Here is a 26,220-nt window from a genome sequence, read left to right on the forward strand (position 1 = left end):
ACCTTGTCTGCGGGTAAAGGTTTATAGTGCCGCCCGACGCATGGGGCATGCAAGCGCGCGTCATCTTTTCAGTTTGTTTTTCAAGAGGTTTTTATGCAACACATCACCCTGAATATTGACGGCATGAACTGCAACGGCTGCGTCGCCAGCGTCACGAAAATCCTGCAAGGCGTGGACGGCGTGGTTAGTGCCACCGTCAGCCTCGCTGACAAGCGCGCCGAGGTGGCGTTTGATGCGGCGAAGACCAGCCCCGAAGCGCTGATTGCCGCCGTGGAAGACGGCGGTTATGACGCGTCTTTATAGGGAGGTAATTGATGACTCAGTTCAATGAATCCCGTTTCTGGCAGGCAATCGATACCGCGCATCATTGGAAAGGCGCGCATTGGTCAGAATACGATCCGGACGAGCAGATCGCGTTATTGACCGATCACCTCGCTACTTGGAATCAGGAGGAATTGCTGCAATTCGAGCTGACGATGCGTCAAGAGCTGGCCAGACTTTATACCGCCGAGATTATCGAGTTTTATACCGTCGTTTGGGGCGAATGTACGCCGACCAAGGCGGGCTATGATTTCGACGGCTATGTTTCTGATGATATGTTCCTGTATTTCCGCTGCTGGATGCTGTTGCAGGGCAAGGCGTTTTGCGACGATATGCGTGCCGACATCAACCGCTTCGTGAGCGGCGGTTACAGCTTCGATATTGCCCGCTGTGACGGTGAAGGAATGTTGTATGTGACAGACAACGCCTATGCGGCAACGCACGGCGAGGAGGAAGATGCTATTCGTGATGCCGCTTATGATGCCGCCCCCGAACTCAGCTATGACGACGGCGATTTTGCCCTTGCCCGCGAACCGCTGCACGGCAGCGCCCTGCGTGCGCGTTATCCGCAACTGGTCGCCGAAATGGGCGCCTTGCGGACGGGGGCGTGATGTGGGTTTTCCGCAAACCATCAGCGCCTGCCCATCTTTCTCCGTGGAAAAATCTTTAATTATCAAAGGAAAGCCCCCTCTCCCGCTTGCGGGGGAGGGCTGGGGTGGGGGGTGTTCGTCCGCAGGACGATGCGGAAGACGACCCCATCCGTCACAGCGCGACACCTCCCCCCGCAAGCGGGGAGAGGAGGGATTGCCCACTGTTTTTAAAGATATTTTCTTGCCCTGCAAGATTGTAAATACCTATACCTAACCCTGAATCCCATGCAACAAAAAGCCCGTTTTCAAATTACCGGCATGACCTGTCAGGCCTGCGCCGCGCGCATCGAAAAAGTCCTCAACAAAAAAGACTACGTCGTCACGGCGGGGGTGAACTTCGCCAGTGAAGAGGCGCAGGTCACGTTTGACGACAGTAAAACCAGCATCGCCGACATCATCGCCGTTATCCAGAAGACCGGCTACGGTGCGCAGGAAAAAACGGACGAGTTACCACAAGCCGCACCAGAAACGCATATCGGTTGGCGGCTGTGGCTGCTCTTTGCCATCAACATCCCCTTCCTTATCGGAATGGCGGGGATGCTGATCGGGCGGCATGACTGGATGCTGCCACCTTGGTGGCAGTTTGCGTTGGCGAGCGTGGTGCAACTGTGGCTCGCCGTGCCGTTTTACCGTAGCGCCTGGGCGAGTATCAAGGGCGGACTGGCCAACATGGACGTACTGGTCAGCATCGGTACCGTCGCTACCTACGCCTATTCCACCGCCATGCTCTTCCTTGTCCCGCTCGGCGAACATGGCCACGCGCATGGCGGGCAAATCTACTTCGAGGCGGGGGTGATGGTTATCGGCTTTGTCTCGCTCGGCAAATACCTCGAACACCGCGTCAAAAAGACCAGCCTGAACAGCCTCAGTCTCTTGCTCAAACTCACCCCGCCGCAAGTCATGGTCGAGCGCGATGGCCACTGGCAAACCCTGCCGCTGGATCAAGTGCAAACCGGCGACCACATCCGCGCCAATCATGGTGAGCGTATCGCTGCCGATGGCACCGTCGAGAGTGGCAGCGGCTGGGCGGACGAAAGCCACCTCACCGGCGAATCGCGTCCTGAAGCCAAAGAAGCGGGCAGCCGCGTCCTTGCCGGGGCGCTGATGAGCGATGGCAGTATTACCTACCGCGCCGAACAGCTCGGCAGCCACACCCTGCTCGGCGACATGATGAACGCCCTGTCCGAAGCGCAAGGCAGCAAAGCGCCGATCGCGCGTCTCGCCGACAAAACCGCTGCCATCTTCGTGCCGACCGTCGTTGCCATCGCCGTTGCCACCTTCATCCTCACCGGCTTCATTAAAGGCGACTGGACGCGCGCATTGATGCACGCTGTTGCCGTGCTTGTCATCGCCTGTCCCTGTGCCCTCGGCCTCGCCACCCCCGCCGCCATCATGGTCGGCATGGGCAAAGCCGTACAGTGCGGCATCCGTTACAAAGACGCCGCTGCGATGGAAGAAGCCGCGCACGTCAATACCGTCGTCCTCGACAAAACCGGCACCCTGACCGAAGGGAAACCCAGTATTGTTGCCGCCTACACGCCTGCTGGCGACGAAGACAATCTCTACCGCCTCGCCGCTGCCGTCGAACAACACGCCGCGCACCCGCTCGCCCGTGCCATCGTGCAAGCGGCACAAACGCGCGGCCTCGACTTGCCGGAAACCTATGACGCCAAAACTGACGCTGGAGCAGGCATTCATGCACAGATCGTGGGCGTCGGCAGCGTCAAAGCCGGGAAACCTGACTATTGTGGCCTGCAGCTGCCCGCCGGGCTTGACTCCATCTGGCAGACAGCCAGCATCGTCGCCGTCGCCGTGGACGACTGCCCGCTTGGCGCCTTCGCCCTTGCCGACATCCCGAAAGCCGATAGCGCCGCCGCCATTGCCCGCCTGCACGCGCATGGCATTGCCACACACATCATGAGCGGCGACACGCAAAACACCGTCAGCCACATCGCTTCCCAACTCGGCATTGCCCAGGCCAATGGCGACATGAGCCCGCGTGACAAAGCCGCCGCCGTACAGGCGCTCAAAGCTGCTGGAAAGGTAGTCGCAATGGTCGGTGATGGTATCAACGATGCGCCCGCACTTGCCGCCGCTAACGTTAGTTTCGCCATGCAGGGCGGGGCGGATGTCGCCGCACACACCGCTTCAGCAACCCTGATGCAGCACAGCATCAATCAACTGGTGGATGCGCTGCTCATTAGTCGTGCCACCCTGAAAAGCATCAAACAAAACCTGTTCTTTGCCTTCATCTATAATGTGCTGGGTATCCCGCTTGCCGCACTCGGTTACCTCAATCCCATCATCGCCGGCGCGGCGATGGCGCTGAGTTCCATCTCCGTGCTGGGCAATGCGATGCGGCTGAAACGGGCAAAAATTGACTGAATGATGCCAATCTCGGTTGCAAGGTGAGAAGGTGGTACGGCGAGGCAAGCCTATTCTTTGAGATTAGTTGCGACATACCGGCAGGCGACGTTTTTTTATAGTCAGTTTCCAGTAGAACCGATATGGTATTGGCTCGCCTTGATTATGCGTTTTCTCTATGACGTCACAAAGACGCACGAACGGATAAGTGTAAAGACAAAAAATCGCCGCTTTCACAAGCGGCAATGGAGGATGAACGCGTTGTGGCTCCCCGAGACGGGCTCGAACCGCCGACCCAGTGATTAACAGTCACTTGCTCTACCGACTGAGCTATCGGGGAATAATGAAAATATCTAGAAGGAAAAATGTGGCTCCCCGAGACGGGCTCGAACCGCCGACCCAGTGATTAACAGTCACTTGCTCTACCGACTGAGCTATCGGGGAATACATTTGAGGCGGCGCATTCTAAGCAGCTCGCCCTTTACCGTCAAGCAAGTATTTGACTATTTTCACAATAAGCTATTTTTGTTGGTAAATTTTCAGGAATGTGGCCAATTTGTCTAATGCGGAGCTGAGGTCATCTTTGTATTGCAGGAAGACGATACGGAAGTGATCCGGAGCATGCCAGTTAAAGGCGCGACCATGCACCAGCAGGATTTGTTTGTTACGCAATAAATCCAGAATGAAACGTTCGTCGTTATGAATACCGAAGCGTTTGGTATCCATTTTGACGAAACCGTATAACGCACCCATTGGCTTGACCATAGACAACCCCGAAATTTCGCTGATTTTTTCGTAGGCAAGATCACGTTGCTCACGCAACCGTCCGCCGGGGCGGGTAAGATCGTAGATGCTCTGGTAGCCGCCCAAGGCAGTTTGGATAGTGTATTGCGCGGGGACGTTGGCACAAAGACGCATAGATGACAGCATTTCCAGTCCTTCAATGTAGCCTTTCGCCATTGCCAGATTGCCGGACAGAATCATCCAGCCGGAGCGAAAGCCGGCAGCACGGTAAGCCTTGGATAGACCATTGAGGGTCACGCAAAGGGTGTTTTCGACGAGAGAGGCAGTCGGCGTGTGTTTGGCGTCTTCGTAAAGGATTTTGTCGTAGATTTCATCAGCAAAAACGACCAAGCCATGTTCTTCGGCAATGGTCACGATTTCGCGTAGGATTTCCGGGCTGTACACGGCTCCTGTCGGGTTATTCGGGTTAATGATGACGATGGCTTTGGTGTTGGCATTTATTTTGGCGCGAATGTTATCTATGGCAGGATTCCAGCCGTTTTCTTCATCACACAGGTAGTGCACAGCCCGTCCACCAGCAAGATTGACCGCCGCTGTCCACAACGGGTAATCGGGCATCGGTATCAGGACTTCGTCGCCGCTGTCTAGCAATGCCTGCATGGCCATCACGATAAGCTCGGATACGCCATTACCCAAGATGATGTCGTCTACCGTCACACCTTTTATACCAAGCCGTTGTGTCTCGTGCATGATGGCTTTGCGTGCGGCAAAAACGCCTTTGGATTCACTGTATCCCTGCGCCTTGGCAAGGTTAGCAATCAAGTCTTCACGCACTTCATCGGGAGCATTAAAGCCGAATGGGGCGGGATTACCGATGTTGAGTTTGATGATGTCGTAGCCTTGTCGCTCCATCCGCATCGCTTCCGCCAGAACGGGGCCGCGAATGTCGTAACAAACATTGTCCAGCTTGTGCGATTTGCCGATTTTGCGCATGGTTTCTCCGAAAATGATGAAAGACGTGGACTGCTTTGGAAGCGGGCAATATACGCTTCCGCATAATTTTCGGCAATGTGGCTCGAAATAGAGAATATGGGCAATAAAAAACACGCTAATGCGTGCTTCGTGGATAACCGTTTGGCATCCCCAAGGGGATTCGAACCCCTGTTACCGCCGTGAAAGGGCGATGTCCTAGGCCTCTAGACGATGGGGACAAAATGTGATAGAAACTACTTGGTTTGAGGATTCCCAAAATGACGTAATGCCGAATTGGCATCCCCAAGGGGATTCGAACCCCTGTTACCGCCGTGAAAGGGCGATGTCCTAGGCCTCTAGACGATGGGGACATTTGGTGGAGCTAAGCGGGATCGAACCGCTGACCTCCTGCATGCCATGCAGGCGCTCTCCCAGCTGAGCTATAGCCCCGTATTCGGGAAGGCGCGCATTCTAGCAGAAACCGCGCCTTCGTCAACGGTTCACATTTATCTTGTACGAAGAATTTTATTTATACCTGATTTTTCAGGACATATTCCGATGCAAATTGCAGGCGGCGCAGGATTTCTTCTTTATCAAGCAGCGATAGCGTGAGGGCCAAATCGGGAGATGGCGCGCCTCCGGTAACAGCGAGACGCGCAGGTTGTCCGACTTTGCCAAAGCCGACTCCGTTGGCTTCCACGCAAGCGGCGACCGCATCATGCAAGGTTTCCTCGTTCACTACCGTCAATGTCTCAATGCGCGACTGTAAATCCTGCAACAACTGCACGGTATCTGCGCCCTTGAATGCCTTTTTCGCCGCGTCCGGCGGGAACGATTGCGGCGCCTGGAACAGCCAGGCCATGTTTTCCGCCATTTCCTTCAAGGTCTTGGCGCGTTCCTGATAATGCGGGATGGCGCGCAGCACGACCGCTTCATCCGGCGTGATGCCGAGGGGGGCAAAGTGCGGTAACAACTGCAGCAGTAAATCGGCAGGCGTAGCTTCCTTCATATAATGCTGGTTCAGCCAGCGCAGCTTTTCCGTATTGAACGTGGAAGCGGCGCTGTGCACGTCCTCGATACGGAAAAACCGCAACATCTCGTCCATGCTGAAAATTTCCTGATCGCCATGTGCCCAACCGAGGCGGACCAGATAATTCAAAATGGCCGGCGGCAAATAGCCTTCGCGGCGATAATCCAGCACGTTTGTTGCACCGTGCCGCTTGGACAAACGCTTGCCATCGTCGCCTAAAATCATCGGCACATGGGCAAAATCCGGCACGTCATAACCCAGTGCGCGGTACAAATTAATCTGCTTCGGCGTATTGCTGACATGGTCCTCACCGCGAATCACCAGCGAGACTTTCGCTGCCGCATCATCGACCACCACACAGAAATTGTACGTCGGCGCACCATCCGAGCGACGGATGACCCAGTCATCAAGTTCGCTGTTATTGACCGTCACTACGCCGCGTACCTTGTCATGCCAGGTTACGCTGCCTTCTGTTGGATTCTTGAAACGCACCGCCGGCGTCACTCCCGGCACCGGCTCGCCGCCATCACGGTATTTACCGTTATAACGCTGCGGCAGCCCCAGCCGCTTCTGTTCCTCGCGCATCGCGTCCAGCTCCTCCGGCGTACACCAGCAGTAATACGCCTGCCCACGCGCAATCATCTCGTCAATAATCGCGTTGTATGCGTCAAAACGCTGGCTCTGATAGACAACCTCGCCATCATGATGCAGACCGAGCCAGTTCAGTCCGTCGAGAATCACCTGTGTGGACGCCTCGGTTGAGCGTTCGCGGTCCGTATCCTCGATGCGCAAGCGGAACGTCCCCTGATGCTGCCGGGCGTGCAGCCAACAATACAAAGCCGTGCGCACCCCGCCGATATGCAAATCGCCGGTCGGGCTGGGGGCAAAACGCGTAACAACCATAAAAACCTCACAAAAAAACAAAAAACGGGCGCCATTGTAGCGCACCCCGCCTGAGGCGGATTCATGCATAATACCGCGCTTCAAACCAACCGGAGCCCATCATGACCCCCAGCGACATCCTCGGCCTCATCCGCGACGAAGACGTCAAATACCTTGACCTGCGCATCACCGACAGCAAAGGCAAAGAACACCATGTCACCTATCCCGCCGACATTGACGAAGACTTCTTCGAAGAAGGCAAAATGTTCGACGGCTCCTCTTTCCCCGGTTGGAAAGGCATCCACAACAGCGACATGATCCTCTTGCCCGATCCGGCGACCGCCTACATTGACCCCTTCTACGCCGAAAAAACCCTGAACATCACCTGCGACATCATCGAGCCGGACACCATGCAGGGTTACGCCCGCGACCCGCGTTCCCTCGCCCGTCGCGCCGAGGCCTACCTCAAATCCACCGGCCTGGCCGACACCGCCTACTTCGGCCCCGAGAACGAATTCTTCGTCTTCGACGAAATGAAATACCAAACCAGCATGCACAAAGTCATGTTTGAAATCGTCAGCGAAGAAGGCATCTGGAACAGCGCTGCCGACCTGCCGAACGGCAACAGCGGCCACCGCCCGAACATCAAAGGCGGCTACTTCCCCGTTGCGCCGGTAGATTCCCTGCACGACCTGCGCGCCGAAATGTGCGAACTGCTGACCCAGGTCGGCCAGGGCGTCGAAGTCCAGCACCACGAAGTCGCAACCGGCCAATGCGAAATCGGGATGCGCTACAACACCCTGGTGCGCAAAGCCGACGAAGTCCAGCAGCTCAAATACATCATCCATAACGTCGCCTACGCCGCCGGCAAAACCGCGACCTTCATGCCCAAACCGCTGGTTGGCGACAATGGCTCCGGCATGCACGTCCACATCTCGCTCTACAAAGACGGCAAAAACCTCTTCAGCGGCGACGGCTACGGCGGCCTCACCGACATGGCGCTCTACTTCATCGGCGGCGTCATCAAGCACGCGCGCGCCCTGAACGCCTTCACCAACCCCTCCACCAACAGCTACAAACGCCTCGTGCCGCACTTCGAAGCGCCGATTATGCTCGCCTACTCCGCGCGCAACCGCTCAGCCTCCATCCGCATCCCCTACATCACCAATCCGAAAGCGCGGCGCATCGAAATCCGCTTCCCGGATTCCACTGCGAACCCCTACCTCGCCTTCGCCGCGCTGCTGATGGCGGGTCTTGACGGCATCAAAAACAAACTGCACCCGGGCGAGGCGATGGACAAAGACCTTTACGACCTGCCGCCGGAAGAAGCGGACAACATCCCGCAAGTCGCTTTCTCGCTGGAAGAAGCACTGGATGCGCTCGAAGCGGACAACGCCTTCCTCAAACAGGGCGACGTCTTCAACGACGACCTGCTGCGCGGCTACATCGAACTCAAACGCCAGGAAGTCGAACGGATGCGCCTGCAAGTGCACCCGCTTGAATTTGAGCTCTATTACAGCTGCTGATTCCACCGCCTGCCACCAGCCATGAGTGGCAGGCGGCAAACCTGATTCGCCGTCACGAGAGCATTGCGAAGCGGAAAAGACCGCTCAAGCGGCGATGCAACGAACGTCAGGGACTTTTGGGGGAAGTGGTTAAGCACTCCTACCAAGCGTTCTATAATCCGTCCGACGCCCCGCTTGGGACGTATTCCCATCTCTTAATCAGGAGAAACACATGAATCCGAACTACCGTTACCTGCTTGTTGCTGCCCTGCTCAGCGGCGGTGTTGCCGCTTGGGCCGCGCACACCCCGGTGATCAGCCCGAATTACGGCATGAGCCAATACGACGTGGTGAAGCGCAGCGAAGCCGTTGCACTGGATGGCAAAATCAATGAAGACGTCTGGGAGCAAATTCCCGCTCTGGCCGGCAGTTTCCACTACCCCTGGGCGGAAAAAGAAGCCCCGGCAACCGTCTTCAAGGCTTTCAGCGATGGCGAGAACTTCTATTTCAGCTTTGTCGTCAGCGACAAGCAGGTGCTTACCAGCGAGCATTGGAGCGATGAAAGCACCGTGGACGGCGAAGACCGGGTCGAACTTTTCTTTGCAGGTGAACCGATTGACCGTCCGGGCGAAGCAGGCATGAGCCGCTACTACGCCATTGAAGTCGATTCCCAGGGACGGGTGCACGACTATGCCATCGATTACTACCGCAAATTCGACAGCAGCTGGAACCTGCCGGGGCTGGAAAGCAAAGCCGAGCTGACGGCAAACGGTTACAGCGTCGAAGGCAAAATCCCGCTGAAAACCCTGCAAGACCTGAAACTGCTGCGCGATGGCACCATGCGCACCGGCGTTTTCCGCGCCGAATTCTCGCCGAGCGGCAGTGCGGAACCGGTGATGGAATGGATCTCGTGGGTCAACCCGAACACGCCACAGCCGGACTTTCATGTGGACAGTGCGTTCGGCATCTTCCGCTTCCTGCCGTAACGGCGGACGGGCAACAAAAAAACGGGCGCAAAGCCCGTTTTTTTATGCAGCCGTGCCGCTTAGTTGTTCACTTTCGGCGACGGTTGACCTTTGTCCTTATCGAGGCCGGTGTATTTGAATTCGTAGGACACGTCAAACGGTTTCCACCATTTGCCCACGCCGGTTTCTTCGTCGGTGTGGCGGTGCATGCCGGCCTTCGGCGGCGGCTCGATGTGGTAGGTCACTTTGTAGTTGCCCACGCCGAGCATTTTGATGTTCTGCCCATAGTGCGGGCCGTCGCTGGCGACCATCGGCATGAAGATGCCTTCCTGTTTCTCTTTGGTGTCAAGATTTTCCAGAGTGTAGGAGATGGTCAGGTACGGCATCCATTCACCTTCGCCAAAGCCGTTCTTGTTGCCTTTGGTGGCGTGGATGTCCGCTTCGAGGTGGATATCCGATTCTGCGGCAGGCAGTCCCATGCCACGCGGTTCCATTTCGACCGGTTGCAGGTACACGGCGGCGATTTCCATCTCGTTGATGGTTTGCGGTTCGCCCGCCGGGTATTCGGTGAAGGCATAGGCGCCGGTAGCGGTCAGCAGCATGGCAGCAGCCAGTGCGGTTTTTTTGATGCTCATGGGTACCTCCTATAAGGTTTACGAGCGGTTGGAAGATTCTTTCGGTTTGCGGATAAACAGCACCCACAGTGCAAAGAGCGCCGCGAGCAGCAGCACGATTTGCGGCAAGAGGGTTTCCCAGTAAGGCGCGATGCCGAGCCAGTTGGTCATCCAGGCGGGAATGGCGGTGCCGTCGCCGATGAGGGTAGGAGTGAAGGCTTTGCCCTCAATGAGCTCCGCGACACCTTTGCCGGCGAAGATGAAAGCCATCAGGTACATGAAAATGCCGGTGAACATGAAGAAGGGTTTGAGCGGCAGGCGCACCACGCTGTAGCGCATGATGAGGTAGATGACAGCGAGGATGACGACGCCAACGGCGAAACCGCCTGCAAGATAGCCGTAATCCGGCGCGGTTTTCGCTTCGGCGGCAAGGGCGAAGTAGAAGAGGACGGTTTCCGCGCCTTCACGATAGACGGCAAGGAAGCTGGTCAGCCACAGGCCGATGAGCGAGCCCTGGCTGAGCGAGGTGCCGATTTTCTTTTCGAGGTAGGCTTTCCAATGCTGCGCCTCGACTTTCGAGAGCAGCCAGTAGCTCATGCCGAAGAGCATGACAGTGGCAATGAGCATGGTGACGCCTTCGAGGATCTCCCGCCCGGCAGCGGCGTTCGCGAGCAGCCATTTGAAGAGCAGGGCGGTCACGACGCTGGCGGCAAGCGCCCACCACACCGAGCCGGTGATAATTTTTTGCTTGTCGCCATGACCGCTTTTGTGGATGTAGGCGATGACGGCGGCGACGATGAGCAGCGCTTCCAGCCCCTCACGCAGGATGATGGTGAGGCTGGCGATGAAGAGGGCGAAGCCGGTGGTACTGCCGCCGAGCATGTCCATCGCCTTGTCCATGTTGACGGAGAAGGCGGTAATTTCGGCTTGGATGGCGGCTTCGTCCTTGCCGGCGTTCATCAGGCCAACGAGTTTGGTGAAGTGGCCTTCCAGCTCAGTTTTGAAAGCAGTATCGCGGGCGCCGATGGCGTTTTCCATGCCGCTCGCCTCAAAAACATCGAAGTAGGCATCCTGCACCTGGCTGACCGCTTTTTTCGTATCCCCTGCCTGATAGGTCGCCTTCGCCCCACCCAGAGCAGTGAAGAGCTCACCGCGCACCGCCGTCCAATCCTTACCGCTATCGGCGGTAGCGGCAGCATCATCTGCTGCCACGGCAGTGACCGGTGCGGGGACGTCTTGCAGCGCTTCTTGCACGTCATCCAGCAGTGTGGTCACGCTGTAACCAAAGCTGCTGATATTGTCGTCCGATTCTGCCTGCTTCATGAGCGCGGCGAATTTGCGGTTGATGACTTCCGCTGCGCGCGCCGATTTCTGCATGCGGATGGTGGTTTCCATGTCACTGTTCTTGAAGCCGTCGTACTGCGCCTGTTGCACGCGCGCCTTCGCCTCAGCGGGATTCTTCTTCTCAAAAGCGCTGACGGCGGCGGCAAGATGGTCATCCATCGCCTGATACGCCGCCGCCCAGCCGGGGTCAATGCCTTCCAGTGCGCTATGCGCGCCGTGCGCCACCAGCTTGTGCCCGCTTTCCAGCGTCGGTACCACCGCGCGCACTTCGTCGCGCAGCGCTTGCAGGCGGGCGGCGACGGCGTCTTTCGGCTCACCCTGGCTGATCATGCGGCGGATGGCGCCAAATTCCGCTTCCATCTCGGCGCTCTTCTTCGCGGAAATATTGATACGGATCGGCCCTTCCAGATTCTCGAAGACCTCAAAATAGGCCATCTGTACTTTTTCCTTGGCCTCATCAACCTTGTCCGCCTGATAGAGTTCGTTGGTAGCATCCAGCCGTGTGGCGATGTCCTCGGCAAAAGCACGATAATCCTGGGCAAAGACAGGCAGGCAGCAAAGGAAAAAGAGGGGAAGGAGAAGATGGCGGAGGGAGGTCATGGGATTCAACTCAGTAAATAAGAACCGATATTGTGACAATAAGCACGGCCATGCGCAATTTCAACTTGATTACCCGCCTGTATCCACAGGAGAAACAGCATGCGGTATAGCGCAGCTGATAAATGTAAATGTCAGAAATTCGCATTTAGTCGTATAGTCAGGTCTTCATTCACAACCGGAGCCATCCCATGAAAAAAGTCCTGATCGCCACCGCCATTGCTGCTCTCACCCTGCCTGGCCTCGCCGCCGAACCTGTCGGCAAGGTGCTTGCTGGTGAAGGTAAAGTCTTTAAAAACAGCCACGGCACAGTAGTACGCAAGGCGCTGAAAAAAGGCGAGAAAATTGACAGGCACAACCACGAAGGCGAAGACATCATCTTCAACGTCATGCAGGGCGCGATCAAAATCACCCTGAACGATAGCGAAGAGCATGAACTGAAAGCGGGCGACGCCCTCGTCTTTAACGGCAAAAACTTCATTGCGGGGGAGGCAACCGATGACACGCTGGTTGTCATCACCCTGGTTAAAGAATAAGGCGAACAGCCACTAACGGAGGATGCGATGAGCAATCAATCAGGTACCGTCCTGAGCGGCGAAGGTGAAGCCTTGGCCAACCGCCACGGCGAGATCGAACGCATCATCCTGGCAAAAGGAGACAGCATTGCGCACCACAAGCACCCCGGCCGGGATACTGTCAGCCGTCGTCCTGAACGACAGCGAAAAATACACGCTGCACGCGGGCGATACCTTCGCCTTCAACGGACGGCACCACTTCACGGCAGGTGCAGCGGCGGATACGGTCGCTATCCATATCACTATTCGGGAATAGTCGCGGCAAAATCCTGTGACTGTATGCGGAAACTCGAAGCAGATGCACACAGGCAAAGGTAAAGCGGGGTTCGCCCCGCTTTTTTCATGCCGCTGCCTGTTCACCCCAGTGCGATGTCGTATTGGCCGTAGCGGTAGCCCGCATCCACTTGCAGGCGGATGGGGATTTTCAGGAGCGCTTGCAGGTCGGAGAAGGTCAGCGATTCCTCTTCGCGGATGAAATCGATGAGATCCAGCGCGGCGACGATGGTCATCATCTTCGGCTTGAAGTCGCGCGCCTCGCGCATGAGGTCGCGGAAGAGTTCGTAGGCGATAGTTTCGATGGTTTTGACATAGCCGCGCCCCTGACAAGCGGGGCAGGGTTCGCACATCACCTGGCGCAGACTTTCCCGCGTGCGCTTGCGCGTCATTTCGATGATGCCCAGCGGTGAGAGCGGGCTGATGGTGTATTTGCTGCGGTCGCCGGCGAGTGCGTCAAGCAGCGCGTCCATCACGCCCTGCTGGTGTTCGGGGGTGTTCATGTCAATGAAATCCAGCATGATGATGCCGCCGAGGTTGCGCAGGCGCAGTTGCCGGGCGATGGCGCGCGCTGCTTCGAGGTTGGTTTTGTAGATGGTGTCGTCTTGCGAGAGTTTGCCGACGAAGGCGCCGGTATTGACGTCAATGGTGGTCATCGCCTCGGTCTGGTCGATGATGAGGTAGCCGCCGGATTTGAGGGCGACGTGGCGTTTCAGTGCCAGCGCGATCTCCTCCTCGATACCGTAGCGCTCGAACAGGCTGCGGTCACCGTCGTAGAGTTCGAGGCTGGCCGCCATGTTACCGAGGAAGTTGTCGGCAAAGGCCCGCATCTGTTTGTAGGCGTCGGGGTGGTCAACCACGATGCGGCGCACTTCCGGGGTGACGTAGTCGCGCAGCACTTTTTGATACAACGGCAGTTCGCCGTAGATGAGGGTGCCGGGGCGGGAGTGGCGCTGCTGGCAGAGGATGTTTTCCCAGACGCGTTGCAGGTATTGCATATCGGCGCGCATCGCCCAGAGACCGGCAGACTCAATCGCGGTGCGGACGATAAAGCCGCCCTGCTTGCCTTCGTGGAAACCGGCGACGGCTTCGCGCAGGCTTTGCCGCTGTTCTTCGGAGGAGATTTTTGCCGAGATGCCGATGTCTTCGGCGGTCGGCAGATAGACGAGGAAACGCGAGGGGATGGAGATTTCCATGGTCAGCCGCGCGCCCTTGCTGCCGATGGGGTCTTTCAGCACCTGCACCAGCAGCGACTGCCCTTCGCGCATCACCTCGCTGATGCGGGTCGGCGGCTTGTCGCCGCGCCGCACCACGTTCTTGACGTGCAGGAAACCGGCGCGTTCCAGGCCGATGTCGATAAAAGCGGCATCCATCCCCGGCAGGACGCGCTGCACCTTGCCTTTGTAAATGTTGCCGACGATGCCGCGCTTGCGCTCACGCTCGACAAAAATATCCTGCAACACGCCGTCGCCGAGCAAGGCGACGCGGGTTTCATAGGGAGTATGGTTGATGAGAATCTCGGTGCTCGCCGTTACGTTGTCTGCCATGTCAACTCCCTAGCGCCTGCAAAAACTCGCCGCTGCAACCCAGCTCGCAGAAACCCTGCCACAGCGCTTGCAGCGGCAGCCCCACCACGTTGTAAAAATCACCGGTGATGGCGGAAACCAGCACGCCGCCGCGCCCCTGAATGCCATAGCCGCCCGCCTTGCCCAGCGATTCACCGCTGGCAAGATAGGCGCGCAGGAGGGCGTCGGGATGCTCAGGCATGGTAACGCTGCTGCATGCGACGTGGGTGAAGCGTTCATGGCGGCAGCGCATGGCAAGGCCGGTGAAGACCTGATGCTGCCGTCCGGAAAGCTGACGCAGCATGGCGAGCGCTTCGGCGTTGTCCTGCGGCTTGGCGAGAATGGCGCCGTCGCAGGAAACGACCGTATCGGCGGCGATGATGAGCGCGTCGGGAAAATCAGGGGCGACCGCCTCCGCCTTGGCACAGGCCAGACGCAGCACCAGCTCCGGCGCAGTCTCACCCGCCAGCACACTTTCATCAATGGCAGGTTCGGCGGTGGTGAAATCCAGACCGAGCATTTGCAGGAGAAAAGCGCGGCGGGGAGAGGCGGAGGCGAGGACGATTTGCATAAGGAACACCGGACGGAAAGATGACGGCATTATATCGGTGGCGGCGCGGGGTGGCGTAGTGAGCCATTTCGTCCGGATGGCGCCAAGCGGGATAAATACTGGATTGACGGCGGTGAGCAAGAGATAACGCAAGAAGCAGGCGATGCCTGCTCGGTGGGCTAAAGCCCACCCTACGATGCTGCCAAGCGGTGTAAACACTGGATCCGTCAAGCGGGATAAACACAGACCCTGCCAAGCGACGGCAATAGGCTTTGCGCGTCAGTGCAATATCCCTTCCCCCGTTTACGGGGGAAGGTGCCCGAAGGGCGGAAGGGGGGAATAAAGCTGCCAAGCGGCGCAATCACGCGCCCCAAGGCGGTTAAGGCAGTTCGATCATCACAGCGGCGTCGCCGGCAGCGGTCGTTTCCGCTTCAGCCACCCGGGTGCCGCTGACGTTGCCATCGGCGCTCAAAATCGCGCGGTAGGTGAGCTGCGGATGCTGGCTGATGCTCTCGCCGGTCATGCTGTCGCGGTCGGTGAGCTCGATGCTTTGCCGGGCAGCAGGGGCGAGGGCGCGCACAGCGAGCGGTATTTTTTCGCCCGGCAGGCTGGCGCTGACGTAGAGACGGGCTTTATCCGGCAGGGCAGCAAGCGTGTCCGCCGCGATATGCACGGTGATGGTTGGTGCGGCGGCTACCTTGCCGTCTGCGGCGGGCGGGATGAGACGGTAGAGCGGATGGTCGGGCGCGAGGTCGCGGCGCAGTTCCGCCCACAGCGGCGCGGCGAGATCAGCCTTGCCGCTTTGTGTGTAACCCGCTGCCAGCAGGACTTTGGCGAGCGGGTTGGCGCTTTGCGCGCGCAGGATGGCCTCAATATCGGCGGGCATGGGCTTGTCGGGATAGGCAAAGAGGGTGGTCTGCGCGTAGTCGAGGGCGATGGCGGCGTCATCGGGGGCGAGGCTGTGCGCGCGGGCGTAAATCTGCGCCGCCGGCGGGTATTGCTCGTTGCGGCTGTAACAGCGGGCAAGGGTGCCGAGTTGCGCAGGATCGCGGCGGTCAATGCGCGCCTGCAAGGCCTGACAGTAGATGGCGAGACTTTCTTGCGGCACGCGCTCAATGTCGCCGAGGTACTGGCTGCGCATGAGGGCAGGGGCGAGTTGCTGTTGCAGGTTGTGCCAGCGGTCGCCGTTACGGTCGGCCTGCTGCCACAGGGCGATGGCGGTCGCGACGGCAAAGAGGGCAAAGGGGTAGAACCACGGCGGCAGACGGGTCGCAGTCGGCGTTTTGCCCGCGCGCAGGGCTTTGAGTTCGTGGTAGAGACGGTAATCGCGCTCGTCCTGCCCCGCCGGATCATCGGCGGCGCGCCAGGCGGCAATCAGCGCGCGCTGCTCGGCGGCAGGATCGGCGGGCGCGTGGCGGCGGTGTGCCGCGCGCAGCAGGGGCAGGAGGGCGAGGAGGGTGAGGAGGAGTGGCGGGAGGAGGTAGGGCATGGGCATTTGTCGTTAAGTGGGGGCGTGCTTACAGAAGGACTTCATGGTTTGTTGTTGCCTGTTTTGTCGAGGTCTTGCAGGATTTGCTGTGCGGCTTGTTGCGCTTCTTGGTCGCCTGTTTGGGCGGCGACTTTTTCATACCAGGCGCGTGCTTTGTCATAGTCCCGCGTTATGCCCTGGCCGTTTTCGTAGAGGGCACCGGGGTTGAATTGGGCTTTGGCATGACCTTGCACGGCGGCTTTTTCGTACCAGGTGCGCGCTTGGGCGTAGTCTTGCGCGACGTCCCGGCCTTTGTTGTAGAGAACGCCAAGGTTGTATTGGGCTTTTGCATGACCCTGTGCAGCGGCTTTTTCGTACCAGATGCGCGCTTGGGCGTAGTCCTGCACGACACCCCGGCCTTCGGCGTAAAGGACACCGAGGTTGTATTGGGCATCGGCATCACCTTGGGCGGCGGCTTTTTCGTACCACGCACGCGCTTGGGCGTAGTCTTGCGTTATGCCCTGTCCGTTTTCGTAGAGGAAGCCGAGGTTGAATTGCGCTGCGGCATGACCCTGAATAGCGGATTTTTCAGTCCATTCTCGCGCCTTGGCATAGTCTTGTGGCACACCCAGCCCCTTATAGTAAAGATCGCCTAGATTGTATTGGGCGATGGCATTGCCTTGGGCAGCAGATTTTTCGTACCAGGCACGCGCTTGGCCGTAGTCCTGCGCTATGCCCCAGCCATTGTCGTAAAGAATGCCGAGATTCTGTTGGGCATCAGCATCACCTTGGGCGGCGGCTTTTTCCCACCACGCGCGCGCTTTGGCATTATTTTTCGGCACGCCTTGACCATTGCCGTAGAGTACACCGAGGTTGTATTGAGCTTTGGCATCACCTTGGGCGGCGGCTTTTTCGTACCACGCGCGCGCCTGACCGTAATCCTGCACAACGCCTTGGCCGTTGCCATAGAGGAGTCCGAGGTTGTATTGGGCACCGGCATCACCTTGGGCGGCAGCCTTTTCATACCACGCACGCGCTTGACCGTAGTCCTGTGCCACACCCTGGCCTTTGGCGTAGAGGATACCGAGGTTGTATTGCGCGTTGGCATCATCTTGTGCGGCAGCCTTTTCATACCACGCACGCGCTTGCGCGTAGTTCTGCGCGACACCTTGGCCTTGGTTGTAGAGGATACCCAGATTATTTTGCGCAGCAGCATCGCCCGCTGTTGCGAGGGTTTGCCATTTTTCCAGCGCGGTGGCGTAGTCCTGCTGTTCGTAAGCCTGCAAGGCGGTGGTCCTCAGGGTTTCTTTCTCGCTGTCGCTCAAGGCATGGGCGGCGGTTGTGGCGAGGAGGAGGGCTAAGTAGAGGGTTTTCATGGTCTGTTTCCGCTTTATTGGGAGATTTTTTGCAAGGCTTTTTGCGCGGCTTGCTGGATTTCTTTGTCATCCGTTTGTGTGGCGGCTTTTTCGAACCACGCGCGGGCTCTGTTGATGTCTTTCGGCACGCCCCGGCCTTTGCGGTAGAGGACGCCGAGGTTGTATTGAGCTTGGGGAACGTCCTGCGCAGCAGCCTTTTCCCACCATTCGCGAGCTTTGCCGTAGTCCTGCGGCACATCTTCGCCTTGGTAGTAGATAACGCCGAGGTCGTATTGCGCCTCGGCATGACCTTGGGCGGCCGCCTTTTCGAACCAGACGCGCGCTTGGTCATGGTCCTGCGGCATGCCCCGGCCGTTGTCGTAGAGTATGCCGAGGTTGAACTGCGCTTCAGCATGGCCTTGGATGGCAGCTTTTTCATACCACGCGTGTGCTTGGCTGTACTCCTGTGCCACGCCCCGACCGTTGTCGTAGAGGATGCCAAGGTTGAATTGGGCTTGGGCGAGATTCTGTGCGGCAGCTTTTTCCCACCAGGCGCGCGCTTGTCCGTAGTCCTGCGCTACGCCTTGACCGTTGGCGTAGAGGAGGCCGAGGTTGTATTGGGCTGCAGGGGTGCCCTGCCCAGCGGATTTTTCCCACCACGCACGCGCCTCGTTGTAGTCCTGTGTTACACCTTGTCCGTCTTTATAGAGAAGACCGAGGTTGAATTGGGCTTCGGCATTATCTTGGGCGGCGGCTTTTTCAAACCACGCACGCGCTTGGGCATAGTCCTGCGCGACGCCTTGACCTTTATCGTAGAGTGAGGCGAGGTTATTTTGTGCAGCGGCATCGCCCGCCTCAGCGAGGGGTTGCCATTTTTCCAGCGCGGTGGCGTAGTCCTGATGTTCGTAGGCCTGTTGGGCAGCGGTCATCAGCATTTCTTTTTCGCTGTCGCTCAAGGCGTGGGCGGTAGTCCCGGCGAGGAGGAGGGCTAGGCAGAGGGTGGTTTTCATGGTCTGTTTCCGCTTTATTGGGAGATTTTTTGCAAGGCTTTTTGCGCGGCTTGCTGGATTTCTTTGTCATCCGTTTGTGTGGCGGCTTTTTCGAACCACGCGCGGGCTTTGTTGATGTCCTTCGGTACACCCTCGCCGTTGTAGTAGAGGGCGCCGAGGTTAAAGAGTGCCCTGGCATCATTTTGGGCGGCGGCTTTTTCATACCAGGCGCGTGCCTGATCGTAGTTCTGTGCTACGCCCTGCCCGTGTTTATAAAGGATACCGAGGTTGTATTGCGCTGCGGCATGGCCTTGGATGGCGGCTCTTTCCGTCCATTCACGCGCTTTGCCGTAGTCTTGCGGCACGCCCAGCCCCGTGTAGTAGAGATCACCCAAATTGTATTGGGCGACGGCATTGCCCTGAAGAGCAGCTTTTTCATACCACTCGCGTGCTTTGCCGTAATCCTGCGGCACGCCATGTCCTTGGGCGTAGAGAAGGCCAAGATTGGTTTGTGTCCGGGCATCGCCCTGGGTGGCTGCTTTTTCCAGCCATTCGAGCGCTTTGCCGTAATCCTGTGTTACGCCTTTTCCTTCGTAATAGAGGACGGCAAGATTGCTTTGCGCGGCGGCATCGCCCGCCTCAGCGAGGGTTTGCCATTTTTCCCGTGCGGTGGCGTAGTCCTGCTGTTCGTAAGCCTGCTGGGCTGCGGTCATCAGCGTTTCTTTTTCGCTGTCGCTCAAGGCATGGACGGCGCTTGCGGCGAGGAGGAGGGCGAGGCAGAGGGTTTTGTGCATGGGGTTCTCCTGGGGTGGCTTGGGCGCGGGTCAGTTTTTTTCTGTTTCAGCGACCCATTGCTGTAATTCGCGTTTTTCAGCGTCGCTCAAGCGGTGGGCGACGGGATGGCGGCGGCGCGCGCGCCACCACCAGGCGGCAGCGGCGAGCATTGCCGCAAACGGCGCGAGCCACAGGGCGAGGGTTTGGCTTTTCAGCGGCGGGTCGTAGGTGACGAAGTCGCCGTAGCGCGCTTGCAGCCAGGCGGCGATTTCGCTATCGCTGCGGCCTTCCTGGATTTGCCGCGCGATTTGTTCGCGCAGCTGGCGGGCGAGCGGCGCGTTCGATTCGGCGATGTCGCTGTTCTGGCAGGTGGGGCAGCGGGTTTTTTTGATGAGTGCCTGGTAGCGCGCGTTGTCGCCCGGCTGGGTGAATGCCGGTGCGTCGCTCAGGGCGGCATGGAGCGGCAGGGTGCAGGCGAGGAGGAGGGCGGGAAGGAGGCGCTTCATGGTTTTTTGCCGCCGGTCTTGTTGAGGTCTTGCAGGGCTTGCCGCGCGGCTTGTTGCGCGAATTCATTGTCTTCTTGCGCGGCGGCTTTTTCATACCATTCGCGCGCTTTGGCGAAGTCCTGCGGCACACCTCTGCCGTCGTTGTAGAAGTTGCCGAGGTTGTATTGGGCGGTGGCATTGCCCTGTGCGGCGGCTTTTTCGTACCACGCGCGTGCTTTGCCGTAATCCTGCGCGATGCCCTGTCCGTTTTTGTAGAGGACGCCGAGGTTGAGTTGCGCTTTGACGTTGCCTTGTGCGGCGGCTTGTTCCAGCCATGCCCGCGCTTTGTCGTAATCCTGCGCGACGCCGTGCCCGTTTTTGTAGAGGATGCCGAGGTTGTTTGCTGCGGCGGCACTGCCCCGGGCGGCGGCTTTTTCCCACCATTCGCGCGCTTTGTCGTAGTCCTGCGCGACGCCCTCTCCGTTTTTGTAGAGCAGGCCGAGTTTGTATTGGGCGTCGGCATGTTCCTGGGCGGCGGCTTTTTCCCACCATGCGCGCGCTTTGTCATCATCCTGCGGCACGCCGTCGCCGTTGTCGTAGAGGAGGCCGAGGTTGTATTGTGCGGCGGCATCGCCTCGGGCGGCGGCTTTTTCGTACCAGACGGCGGCCCGGGCGCAGTCCTGCGCGACGCCGTCGCCGTTGTCGTAGAGGAGGCCGAGATTGTATTGCGCGGCGGCATGGTCTTGCGCGGCGGCTTTTTCCCACCAGTCGCGCGCTTTGCCGTAGTCCTGTGCCACACCCCGGCCATCGGCATAGAGGAGGCCGAGGTTGTATTGGGCATCGATATTGCCCTGGGCGGCGGCTTTTTCGTACCACGCGCGCGCCCGGTCATCATCCTGCGGGATGCCGTGCCCTTTTTCGTAGAAGACGCCAAGGCTGTATTGGGCTTCGGGGAAGCCTTGCGCGGCGGCTTTCTGCAACCATGCCAGCGCTTGGGCGTCGTCCTGCGCGACACCGTTGCCGCCGCGATGGATGCAGAGGAACAGGGCGTATTGCGCGGCGGCATCGCCTGCGCCCGCGAGGGGGCGCAGTTTTTCCAGCAAGGCGGCGTAGTCCTGTTGTGCATGCGCCTGCGCAGCGACGGCTAGCAGGGCGGCTTTGTCGCTGTCGCTCAGGGTGCGGGCAATATTGGCAGCGGCTCTTTTTTTGCCGCCGCTCAGGGCGTAAGCCACACCGGCGATGAGGAAGACGATAAGGAGGATCGGGAGGAGGATCTTCATGGCTGTTTTCCGGCTTTTTTATTGAGGTCTTGCAGGGCTTTTTGTGCGGCCTGCCGGGTTTCTTCGTCGCGGGTTTGTGCGGCGGCTTTTTCGAACCAGGCGCGTGCTTTGGCGCTGTTCTGCGGTACGCCCCGGCCTTTGTTGTAGAAGATGCCGAGGTTGTATTGAGCTACGGGAAAGCCCTGGGCGGCGGCTTTTTCCCACCAAGCGGCGGCTTGGGCGTCGTCCGGCGTGACACCTATGCCGCTTTCGTAGATGAGGCCAAGGCGGTATTGGGCTTCGGGTGAGCCTTGCGCGGCAGCTTTTTCCAGCCACGTACGCGCTTTGGCGTGGTCTTGCGCGCCGCCTTCGCCGCGCTGGTAGAGGACGCCGAGCATGTATTGGGCAGTGATGTTGTTTTGGGCAGCAGCTTTTTCCAGCCATGCGCGCGCTTGGGTGCTGTCCTGCGCGGTGCCGTCGCCTTGGTAGTGGAGAAGGCCCAGGGTGAGTTGGGCTTCGGCATCGCCTGCTTCTGCGAGGGTTTGCCAGTGGGCAAAGGCGGTGGCGTCATCCCCCTGCTTGCCGGCGGTGATGGCGGCCTGGCGCAGGGTTTGGCTTTCTTCCGCCGTCAGGGCATGGGCGGCACTTGCGGCGAGGAGGAGGGCGAGGCAGAGGGTTTTGTGCATGGGGGTCTCCTAATGCGGTTTAGTCGAGCAGCGGCTGGAAATGGGTTGCCCAGTCTTGCGGGGTGAGCGGGCCGGCGTGGCGGTAGCGGATGGTGCCGTCGCGGCCGATGAGGTAGGTTTCCGGGGCGCCATAGACGCCGAGGTCGGTGATGAGGCTGCCGTCCGGGTCGCGCAGGTTCAGGCGGTAGGGGTTACCGCTTGTTGTCAGCATGGCGGTGGCGTCGGCGATTTCGTTTTTGTTATCCGCCGGCCAGTTGACGCCGATGATGGGGATTTGCGCGGAGCGTTCGATGAGGTAGGGGTGTTCGACGCGGCAGGCAGGGCACCAGCTGCCCCAGATGTTGATGAGGTAGGGCGTGTCCTGCGGCAGGTCGGCGTTGGTGTAGCGGCGGCTGTCGTCGAGGGCGGGCAGATCGAAGGCGGGGAGCGCCCGACCGGTGGTGACGGAGGGCAGTTCTTGTGGATTGTGGCCGAGGCCGCTCGCGAAGAGGGCGATCAGGGCGGCAAAAGCGACGAGGAGGAGGATGGCGATGTGGGGTTTTTTCATGGATGGGGAATGGAGGGGGGGGATGTGCAGCGTATTTTACGATGCGCCTCAAGGCCGCCGTGCACCCTTTTCCGGGATGGCGGCTGTCAAGCGGCGTGGTTGCTGGGTTTGTAGAGATATTGTCTGCAACGTCTCAAAATCAAAAAAGCGCGTCGTTTCCCTGTTTGGCAGTCGCGCTTGCCCGAGACGCAAAAAAGCAGGCTGCGCCTGCTCGGCGGGCTGTAGCCCGTCCTACGCCCCCGTCAAGCGGCGTACATGCGGGGGCTGTCGCGCGCTTTTTCAGGCGGTATCCGCCTGTGCCCGTCTGCCGCCCATCGCCAGCACGGCACCGAGCGCCATGAGCAGGCCGCCGATCCAGATCCAGCTGATGTAGGGTTTGTACTGGACGCGGATAGCCCAAGTGTCAGTGTTTATGGCTTCACCAAGGGCGACATAGAGGTCGTGCGTGGCTGTCACGCGGCGCGCGCTTTCGGTCATCGGCATGGTGCTGGTGTGGTATTGCCGTTTGCTGGGGGTGAGGACGGTGAGCGGTGTGCCGTCGTTTTTTTGTACGAGGATTTTGCCGACGGTCGCGCTGTAGTTCGGGCCTTCTTCGGCGGTGAGCGCGGTGAGGGTGAGGCGGTAGTCGGCGATGTTCACGCTCGCGCCCTCTTTGATGCTGTGATCTTCTTCGATGCTGTACTGGTTGGCGGCGGTGATAGCGAGCGCCAGCACGATGTAGCCGAGGTGGGCGAGTTGCATGCCGTGGTAGGGGCGGCTGGCAGGGATGCGGTGGTACAGGCGGTCAAGGTAGTCGAGCGGGATGGCGCTGGCGGCAAAGGTAGCGCAGGCGACGGCGGTGATGGTGCGCCATTGCCAGGCATCTGCCGCATGGCAGATGGCGAGGGTGGCGATGGCGGCGGCAGTCGTCATGATGGCAAGGCGCGGGAGGAGGCGGCGGGCGCGGTCGCGTTGCCAGCGCAGGAGCGGGCCAACAGCGAGGAAGATGAGGCTGGCGAGTGCCAGCGGCACGATGAGGCGGTTGTAGTAGGGCGCGCCGACGGAGATTTTGCCAAGGTTCAGGGTGTCGGCCAGGAGCGGATAGAGGGTGCCGGTGAAGACGGTGAGGCAGGCGCCCGCCAGCAGCCAGTTGTTGGCGAGGATGCCGGTTTCGCGGGCGAGCAGGCCGTGGCGGGCTTCGCTTGCGAGTTGTGGCGCACGCAGGATGAGGAGGATGAGTGCGGGCAGGGTGTTGGCAATGATGAGGGCGAGAATGTACACGCCTCTGGTCGGGTCGGCGGCGAAGGCGTGCACGGAGGTGAGGACGCCGGAGCGGACAAGGAAGGTGCCGATGAGGCTGAGGGTGAAGGCGCTGATGGCGAGCAGCGCCGTCCAGGTGCGCAGGCCGCCGCGTTTTTCGCTGACGATGAGGCTGTGGATGAGGGCGGCGCCGATGAGCCACGGCATGAGCGAGGCGTTTTCGACGGGATCCCAGAACCACCAGCCGCCCCAGCCGAGTTCGTAGTAGGCCCAGTAGCTGCCCAGCGCGATACCGAGGGTGAGGGCGCCCCAGGCGGCGAGTGTCCACGGACGGGCGCGGCGCAGGGAGAGAGTATCAAGGCGGCCTTGCCAGAGGTTGGCGAGGATGATGGCGTAAGCGACGGCGAAGCCGACGTAGCCGGTGTAGAGCAGCGGCGGATGGAGGATGAGGCCGGGGTCCTGGAGTAAGGGGTTGAGGTCGGCGCCGTCAAACGGGGCGGGCAGGATGCGGGTGAAGGGGTTGGAGGTGAAGCCAATGAAGCCGGTGAAGCCGACGCTGATGTAGCCGAGGATGGCAAGGGTTTTGCCGCGCACGGCGTCCGGCAGGTCGCGGCTTTTCGCAGCAAAGGCCGCCGCCCACCAGGCGAGGATGGTAATCCAGAGCAGCAGTGAGCCTTCGTGTCCGCCCCAAACGGCGGTCGCACGGTAGTACCACGGCAGGAGGCTGTTGCTGTGGGCGGCGATGTAGCGCACGCTGAAATCGTTGGCGAGGAAACCGTAGGCGAGGGCGGCGATGCTGAGGGCGAAGAGTGCCGCCTGGGTTTTGGCTGTGCTCACGGCGATGGCGCAGGCGCGGCGTTCGTCCGCGAGCAGGGCAGGGATGGCGGCCTGGATGAGGGCGAGCGCACCGGCCAGCCATAGCGCGTAGTGTCCAAGGGCGATGATCATGGCTGTTGCTGGCTTTGGTGCTGGTAGCCGCTGCGTTCCAGATCAGCTTTGAGTTCGGGCGGCATATAGTTTTCGTCGTGCTTGGCGAGGATTTCATCCGCCTGAAATTCACCGTCGGCGCGCAAGGTGCCGCGCGCGATGACACCCTGTTTCTCGCGGAAAAGGTCGGGCAGGATGCCGGTATAGCGCACGTCAAGCGGCGGGTGGCGGTAATCGGTGATGCGGAAGTGCACGGTCAGACTGTCGCCCTCGCGTTGCAGGGATTTTTCTTCCACCATGCCGCCGACACGGATGCCGGGCTGATCAAGCGGCGCGGCATGAACGGCGATTTGTTCCAGCGAGTAGTAGTGGTTCAAATCGTTCTGCATGGCGTAGAGCAGGAGGGCTACGGCGGCGGCGAAGGTGGCGAAGATGAGGCTGATGAGGGTGAGGCGTTTTTTTCTAGCGGGAGTCATCGTGTTGTTTCAGGGTGTCAAGGGTGTGTTGCAGGCGGCGGCGGCGGCGCGCGGTGAATACGTGAATGGCGACGAGGGCAGCAAGCGTGAGGCCGTAGGCGGTCCAGACGTAGATGCCGTGCGCGCCCATGCGCAGGAATTCACTGAGGCTGGCGAGGGACATATCAGGTTTCCAGTTGGCGGCGGATGCGGTGCTCAAGAATCAGGTTGCCGACAGCGCGGATGAGATAGTCGGCAAAAAGAGCGTAGAAAGCGAGCAGCGTGATGACGAGCGGGCGCAGCATGGTGCCGTCAATACTGGGGCCGTCGGCGCGAAAGAGCGTCGCCCCCTGATGCAGCGAATTCCACCACACCACCGAATAATGAATGATGGGGATGTTGATGACGCCGACAATGGCGAGGATGGCAGCAAGACGGTCGGCCTGGTCGCGTTCCTCAATGCTCGCCTGCAACAGCAGGTAAGCGAGATAGAGGAAGAGCAGGATGAGTTCGGAGGTGAGGCGGGCGTCCCAGGTCCAAAACGTCCCCCAGGTCGGTTTGCCCCAAATCGCGCCGGTCGCAAGCGCCAGTGCCGTTATCAACGCGCCGTACGGGGCAGCGGCGCGCGCCATCCAGGCGGCAAGGCGGCTGCGCCAGACGAAATGCATGAGCGAGACGGCGGCAAGGAAGATATAAATGCTCATGGAGAGCATCGCGGCGGGGACGTGCAGGTAAATGATGCGGAAACTGTCTTTTTGCTGGTAATCCGGTGGCGCGAAGGCGAGACCCCAGACGATGCCGACGGTGAGCAGTAACCAGGCAAGCGGCGTCAGCCACGGCAGGATGTGCCTGCTCAGGCGCTCAAAACCGGCAGGACTGCCCCAGTGTTGCAGGCGTTTATGCAGAGTGCTTTTCATGATGATGGGAGATGGGGATTTACGGAAAGCATTATAAGGGAGGGAATGCGGGAATGGCCGCGACACTAACTGTGGATATGGGTGGTGTTTGTGATGTTCTTCGATGTTGTTTAGTGTCTTTACGTGTGAGTTAGTGAAGTATTGTGGTATATTTATCACTGGTGTTGAA

25 protein-coding genes and 5 tRNA genes are annotated in these 26,220 nt (G+C 59.4%); 7 read left to right on the forward strand and 23 right to left on the reverse strand.

What is annotated here, in order from left to right:
• Positions 1-93 precede the first annotated feature (93 nt).
• From DY250_RS00760 to DY250_RS00770, 3 genes are all read left to right on the forward strand, one after another.
• Positions 94-303, forward strand: coding sequence for a heavy-metal-associated domain-containing protein (locus tag DY250_RS00760; protein ID WP_115610492.1), 210 nt, complete (start codon positions 94-96; stop codon positions 301-303).
• 11 nt (positions 304-314) lie between these two features.
• Positions 315-932, forward strand: a complete 618-nt coding sequence (locus DY250_RS00765; protein ID WP_115610493.1) for a DUF4240 domain-containing protein — start codon at positions 315-317, stop codon at positions 930-932.
• 264 nt (positions 933-1,196) lie between these two features.
• Positions 1,197-3,356 carry a heavy metal translocating P-type ATPase gene (locus tag DY250_RS00770; protein WP_115610494.1) on the forward strand — a complete coding sequence of 720 codons (2,160 nt, stop codon included), beginning with the start codon at positions 1,197-1,199 and terminating at the stop codon, positions 3,354-3,356.
• A gap of 243 nt (positions 3,357-3,599) precedes the next feature.
• On the opposite strand, the gene DY250_RS00775 is transcribed toward DY250_RS00770, so the two are convergent.
• The 7 genes from DY250_RS00775 to gltX form a co-directional block, all read right to left on the reverse strand.
• Positions 3,600-3,675, reverse strand: a tRNA-Asn gene (locus DY250_RS00775).
• Between the two features lie 28 nt (positions 3,676-3,703).
• A tRNA-Asn gene (locus tag DY250_RS00780) sits at positions 3,704-3,779 on the reverse strand.
• Between the two features lie 75 nt (positions 3,780-3,854).
• On the reverse strand, positions 3,855-5,072 hold the full coding sequence (locus tag DY250_RS00785) for a pyridoxal phosphate-dependent aminotransferase (RefSeq protein ID WP_115610495.1): 1,218 nt from the start codon (positions 5,070-5,072) through the stop codon (positions 3,855-3,857).
• Between the two features lie 142 nt (positions 5,073-5,214).
• A tRNA-Glu gene (locus tag DY250_RS00790) sits at positions 5,215-5,290 on the reverse strand.
• A gap of 56 nt (positions 5,291-5,346) precedes the next feature.
• Positions 5,347-5,422, reverse strand: a tRNA-Glu gene (locus tag DY250_RS00795).
• 3 nt (positions 5,423-5,425) lie between these two features.
• Positions 5,426-5,501: transfer RNA gene (locus DY250_RS00800), tRNA-Ala, on the reverse strand.
• 79 nt (positions 5,502-5,580) lie between these two features.
• Positions 5,581-7,053: a glutamate--tRNA ligase gene (gene gltX, locus DY250_RS00805; protein ID WP_218565516.1), complete on the reverse strand. Its 1,473-nt coding sequence runs from the start codon at positions 7,051-7,053 to the stop codon at positions 5,581-5,583.
• A 32-nt stretch (positions 7,054-7,085) separates the two neighbouring features.
• Here gltX and glnA point away from each other — a divergent pair, with 32 nt between their 5' ends.
• Both glnA and DY250_RS00815 read left to right on the forward strand, forming a co-directional pair.
• On the forward strand, positions 7,086-8,489 hold the full coding sequence (gene glnA, locus DY250_RS00810) for a type I glutamate--ammonia ligase (RefSeq protein WP_115610497.1): 1,404 nt from the start codon (positions 7,086-7,088) through the stop codon (positions 8,487-8,489).
• A 211-nt stretch (positions 8,490-8,700) separates the two neighbouring features.
• Entirely contained in the window at positions 8,701-9,453 is a 753-nt protein-coding gene (locus DY250_RS00815) for a carbohydrate-binding family 9-like protein (protein WP_115610498.1), read from the forward strand.
• A gap of 59 nt (positions 9,454-9,512) precedes the next feature.
• Here the strand turns inward: DY250_RS00815 and DY250_RS00820 are convergent, their stop codons facing one another.
• Both DY250_RS00820 and DY250_RS00825 read right to left on the reverse strand, forming a co-directional pair.
• The gene (locus DY250_RS00820; RefSeq protein WP_115610499.1) at positions 9,513-10,067 is read right to left on the reverse strand and encodes an iron transporter; all 555 of its coding nucleotides are present in this window, start codon (positions 10,065-10,067) and stop codon (positions 9,513-9,515) included.
• 18 nt (positions 10,068-10,085) lie between these two features.
• Entirely contained in the window at positions 10,086-11,990 is a 1,905-nt protein-coding gene (locus DY250_RS00825) for an FTR1 family iron permease (protein ID WP_115610500.1), read from the reverse strand.
• 188 nt (positions 11,991-12,178) lie between these two features.
• On the opposite strand from DY250_RS00825, the gene DY250_RS00830 reads away from it, so the two are divergent.
• Complete coding sequence (locus DY250_RS00830; RefSeq protein ID WP_115610501.1) at positions 12,179-12,523, forward strand: cupin domain-containing protein; 345 nt, start codon at positions 12,179-12,181, stop codon at positions 12,521-12,523.
• 127 nt (positions 12,524-12,650) lie between these two features.
• The gene (locus tag DY250_RS13835) at positions 12,651-12,818 is read left to right on the forward strand and encodes a hypothetical protein (protein WP_172542123.1); all 168 of its coding nucleotides are present in this window, start codon (positions 12,651-12,653) and stop codon (positions 12,816-12,818) included.
• Between the two features lie 100 nt (positions 12,819-12,918).
• Here DY250_RS13835 and DY250_RS00835 read toward each other — a convergent pair whose 3' ends face one another.
• From DY250_RS00835 to ccmC, 14 genes are all read right to left on the reverse strand, one after another.
• Positions 12,919-14,382, reverse strand: coding sequence for an Rne/Rng family ribonuclease (locus DY250_RS00835; protein ID WP_115610502.1), 1,464 nt, complete (start codon positions 14,380-14,382; stop codon positions 12,919-12,921).
• Position 14,383: 1 nt separating this feature from the next.
• A complete protein-coding gene (locus tag DY250_RS00840) occupies positions 14,384-15,103 on the reverse strand; it encodes a Maf family protein (RefSeq protein ID WP_218565517.1) in 720 nt (239 codons plus the stop codon).
• 226 nt (positions 15,104-15,329) lie between these two features.
• On the reverse strand, positions 15,330-16,439 hold the full coding sequence (locus DY250_RS00845) for a tetratricopeptide repeat protein (RefSeq protein ID WP_147293425.1): 1,110 nt from the start codon (positions 16,437-16,439) through the stop codon (positions 15,330-15,332).
• Between the two features lie 41 nt (positions 16,440-16,480).
• On the reverse strand, positions 16,481-17,794 hold the full coding sequence (locus tag DY250_RS00850; protein ID WP_115610504.1) for a tetratricopeptide repeat protein: 1,314 nt from the start codon (positions 17,792-17,794) through the stop codon (positions 16,481-16,483).
• 14 nt (positions 17,795-17,808) lie between these two features.
• Entirely contained in the window at positions 17,809-18,783 is a 975-nt protein-coding gene (locus tag DY250_RS00855) for a tetratricopeptide repeat protein (RefSeq protein WP_115610505.1), read from the reverse strand.
• 14 nt (positions 18,784-18,797) lie between these two features.
• A complete protein-coding gene (locus DY250_RS00860; protein ID WP_115610506.1) occupies positions 18,798-19,556 on the reverse strand; it encodes a tetratricopeptide repeat protein in 759 nt (252 codons plus the stop codon).
• Positions 19,557-19,586: 30 nt separating this feature from the next.
• Positions 19,587-20,042, reverse strand: a complete 456-nt coding sequence (locus DY250_RS00865) for a cytochrome c-type biogenesis protein (RefSeq protein WP_115610507.1) — start codon at positions 20,040-20,042, stop codon at positions 19,587-19,589.
• A complete protein-coding gene (locus DY250_RS00870) occupies positions 20,039-21,301 on the reverse strand; it encodes a tetratricopeptide repeat protein (protein ID WP_115610508.1) in 1,263 nt (420 codons plus the stop codon). The genes DY250_RS00865 and DY250_RS00870 overlap by 4 nt, the downstream gene beginning before the upstream one ends.
• A complete protein-coding gene (locus tag DY250_RS00875; protein ID WP_115610509.1) occupies positions 21,298-21,966 on the reverse strand; it encodes a tetratricopeptide repeat protein in 669 nt (222 codons plus the stop codon). Before DY250_RS00875 ends, DY250_RS00870 begins: the two co-directional genes overlap by 4 nt.
• Before the next feature lie 19 nt (positions 21,967-21,985).
• Positions 21,986-22,513 (reverse strand): DsbE family thiol:disulfide interchange protein, encoded by a 528-nt coding sequence (locus DY250_RS00880; protein WP_115610510.1) that lies wholly within the window; start codon positions 22,511-22,513, stop codon positions 21,986-21,988.
• Positions 22,514-22,792: 279 nt separating this feature from the next.
• Positions 22,793-24,700: a heme lyase CcmF/NrfE family subunit gene (locus DY250_RS00885; protein ID WP_115610511.1), complete on the reverse strand. Its 1,908-nt coding sequence runs from the start codon at positions 24,698-24,700 to the stop codon at positions 22,793-22,795.
• A complete protein-coding gene (gene ccmE, locus DY250_RS00890; protein ID WP_006985189.1) occupies positions 24,697-25,155 on the reverse strand; it encodes a cytochrome c maturation protein CcmE in 459 nt (152 codons plus the stop codon). Before ccmE ends, DY250_RS00885 begins: the two co-directional genes overlap by 4 nt.
• Entirely contained in the window at positions 25,142-25,318 is a 177-nt protein-coding gene (gene ccmD, locus DY250_RS00895) for a heme exporter protein CcmD (protein WP_115610512.1), read from the reverse strand. The genes ccmE and ccmD overlap by 14 nt, the downstream gene beginning before the upstream one ends.
• A 1-nt stretch (position 25,319) precedes the next feature.
• Entirely contained in the window at positions 25,320-26,051 is a 732-nt protein-coding gene (ccmC, locus tag DY250_RS00900) for a heme ABC transporter permease CcmC (RefSeq protein ID WP_245950985.1), read from the reverse strand.
• Between the last annotated feature and the right edge of the window lie 169 nt (positions 26,052-26,220).

It is taken from the genome of Cardiobacterium valvarum (assembly GCF_900460955.1).
GTDB lineage: Bacteria > Pseudomonadota > Gammaproteobacteria > Cardiobacteriales > Cardiobacteriaceae > Cardiobacterium > Cardiobacterium valvarum.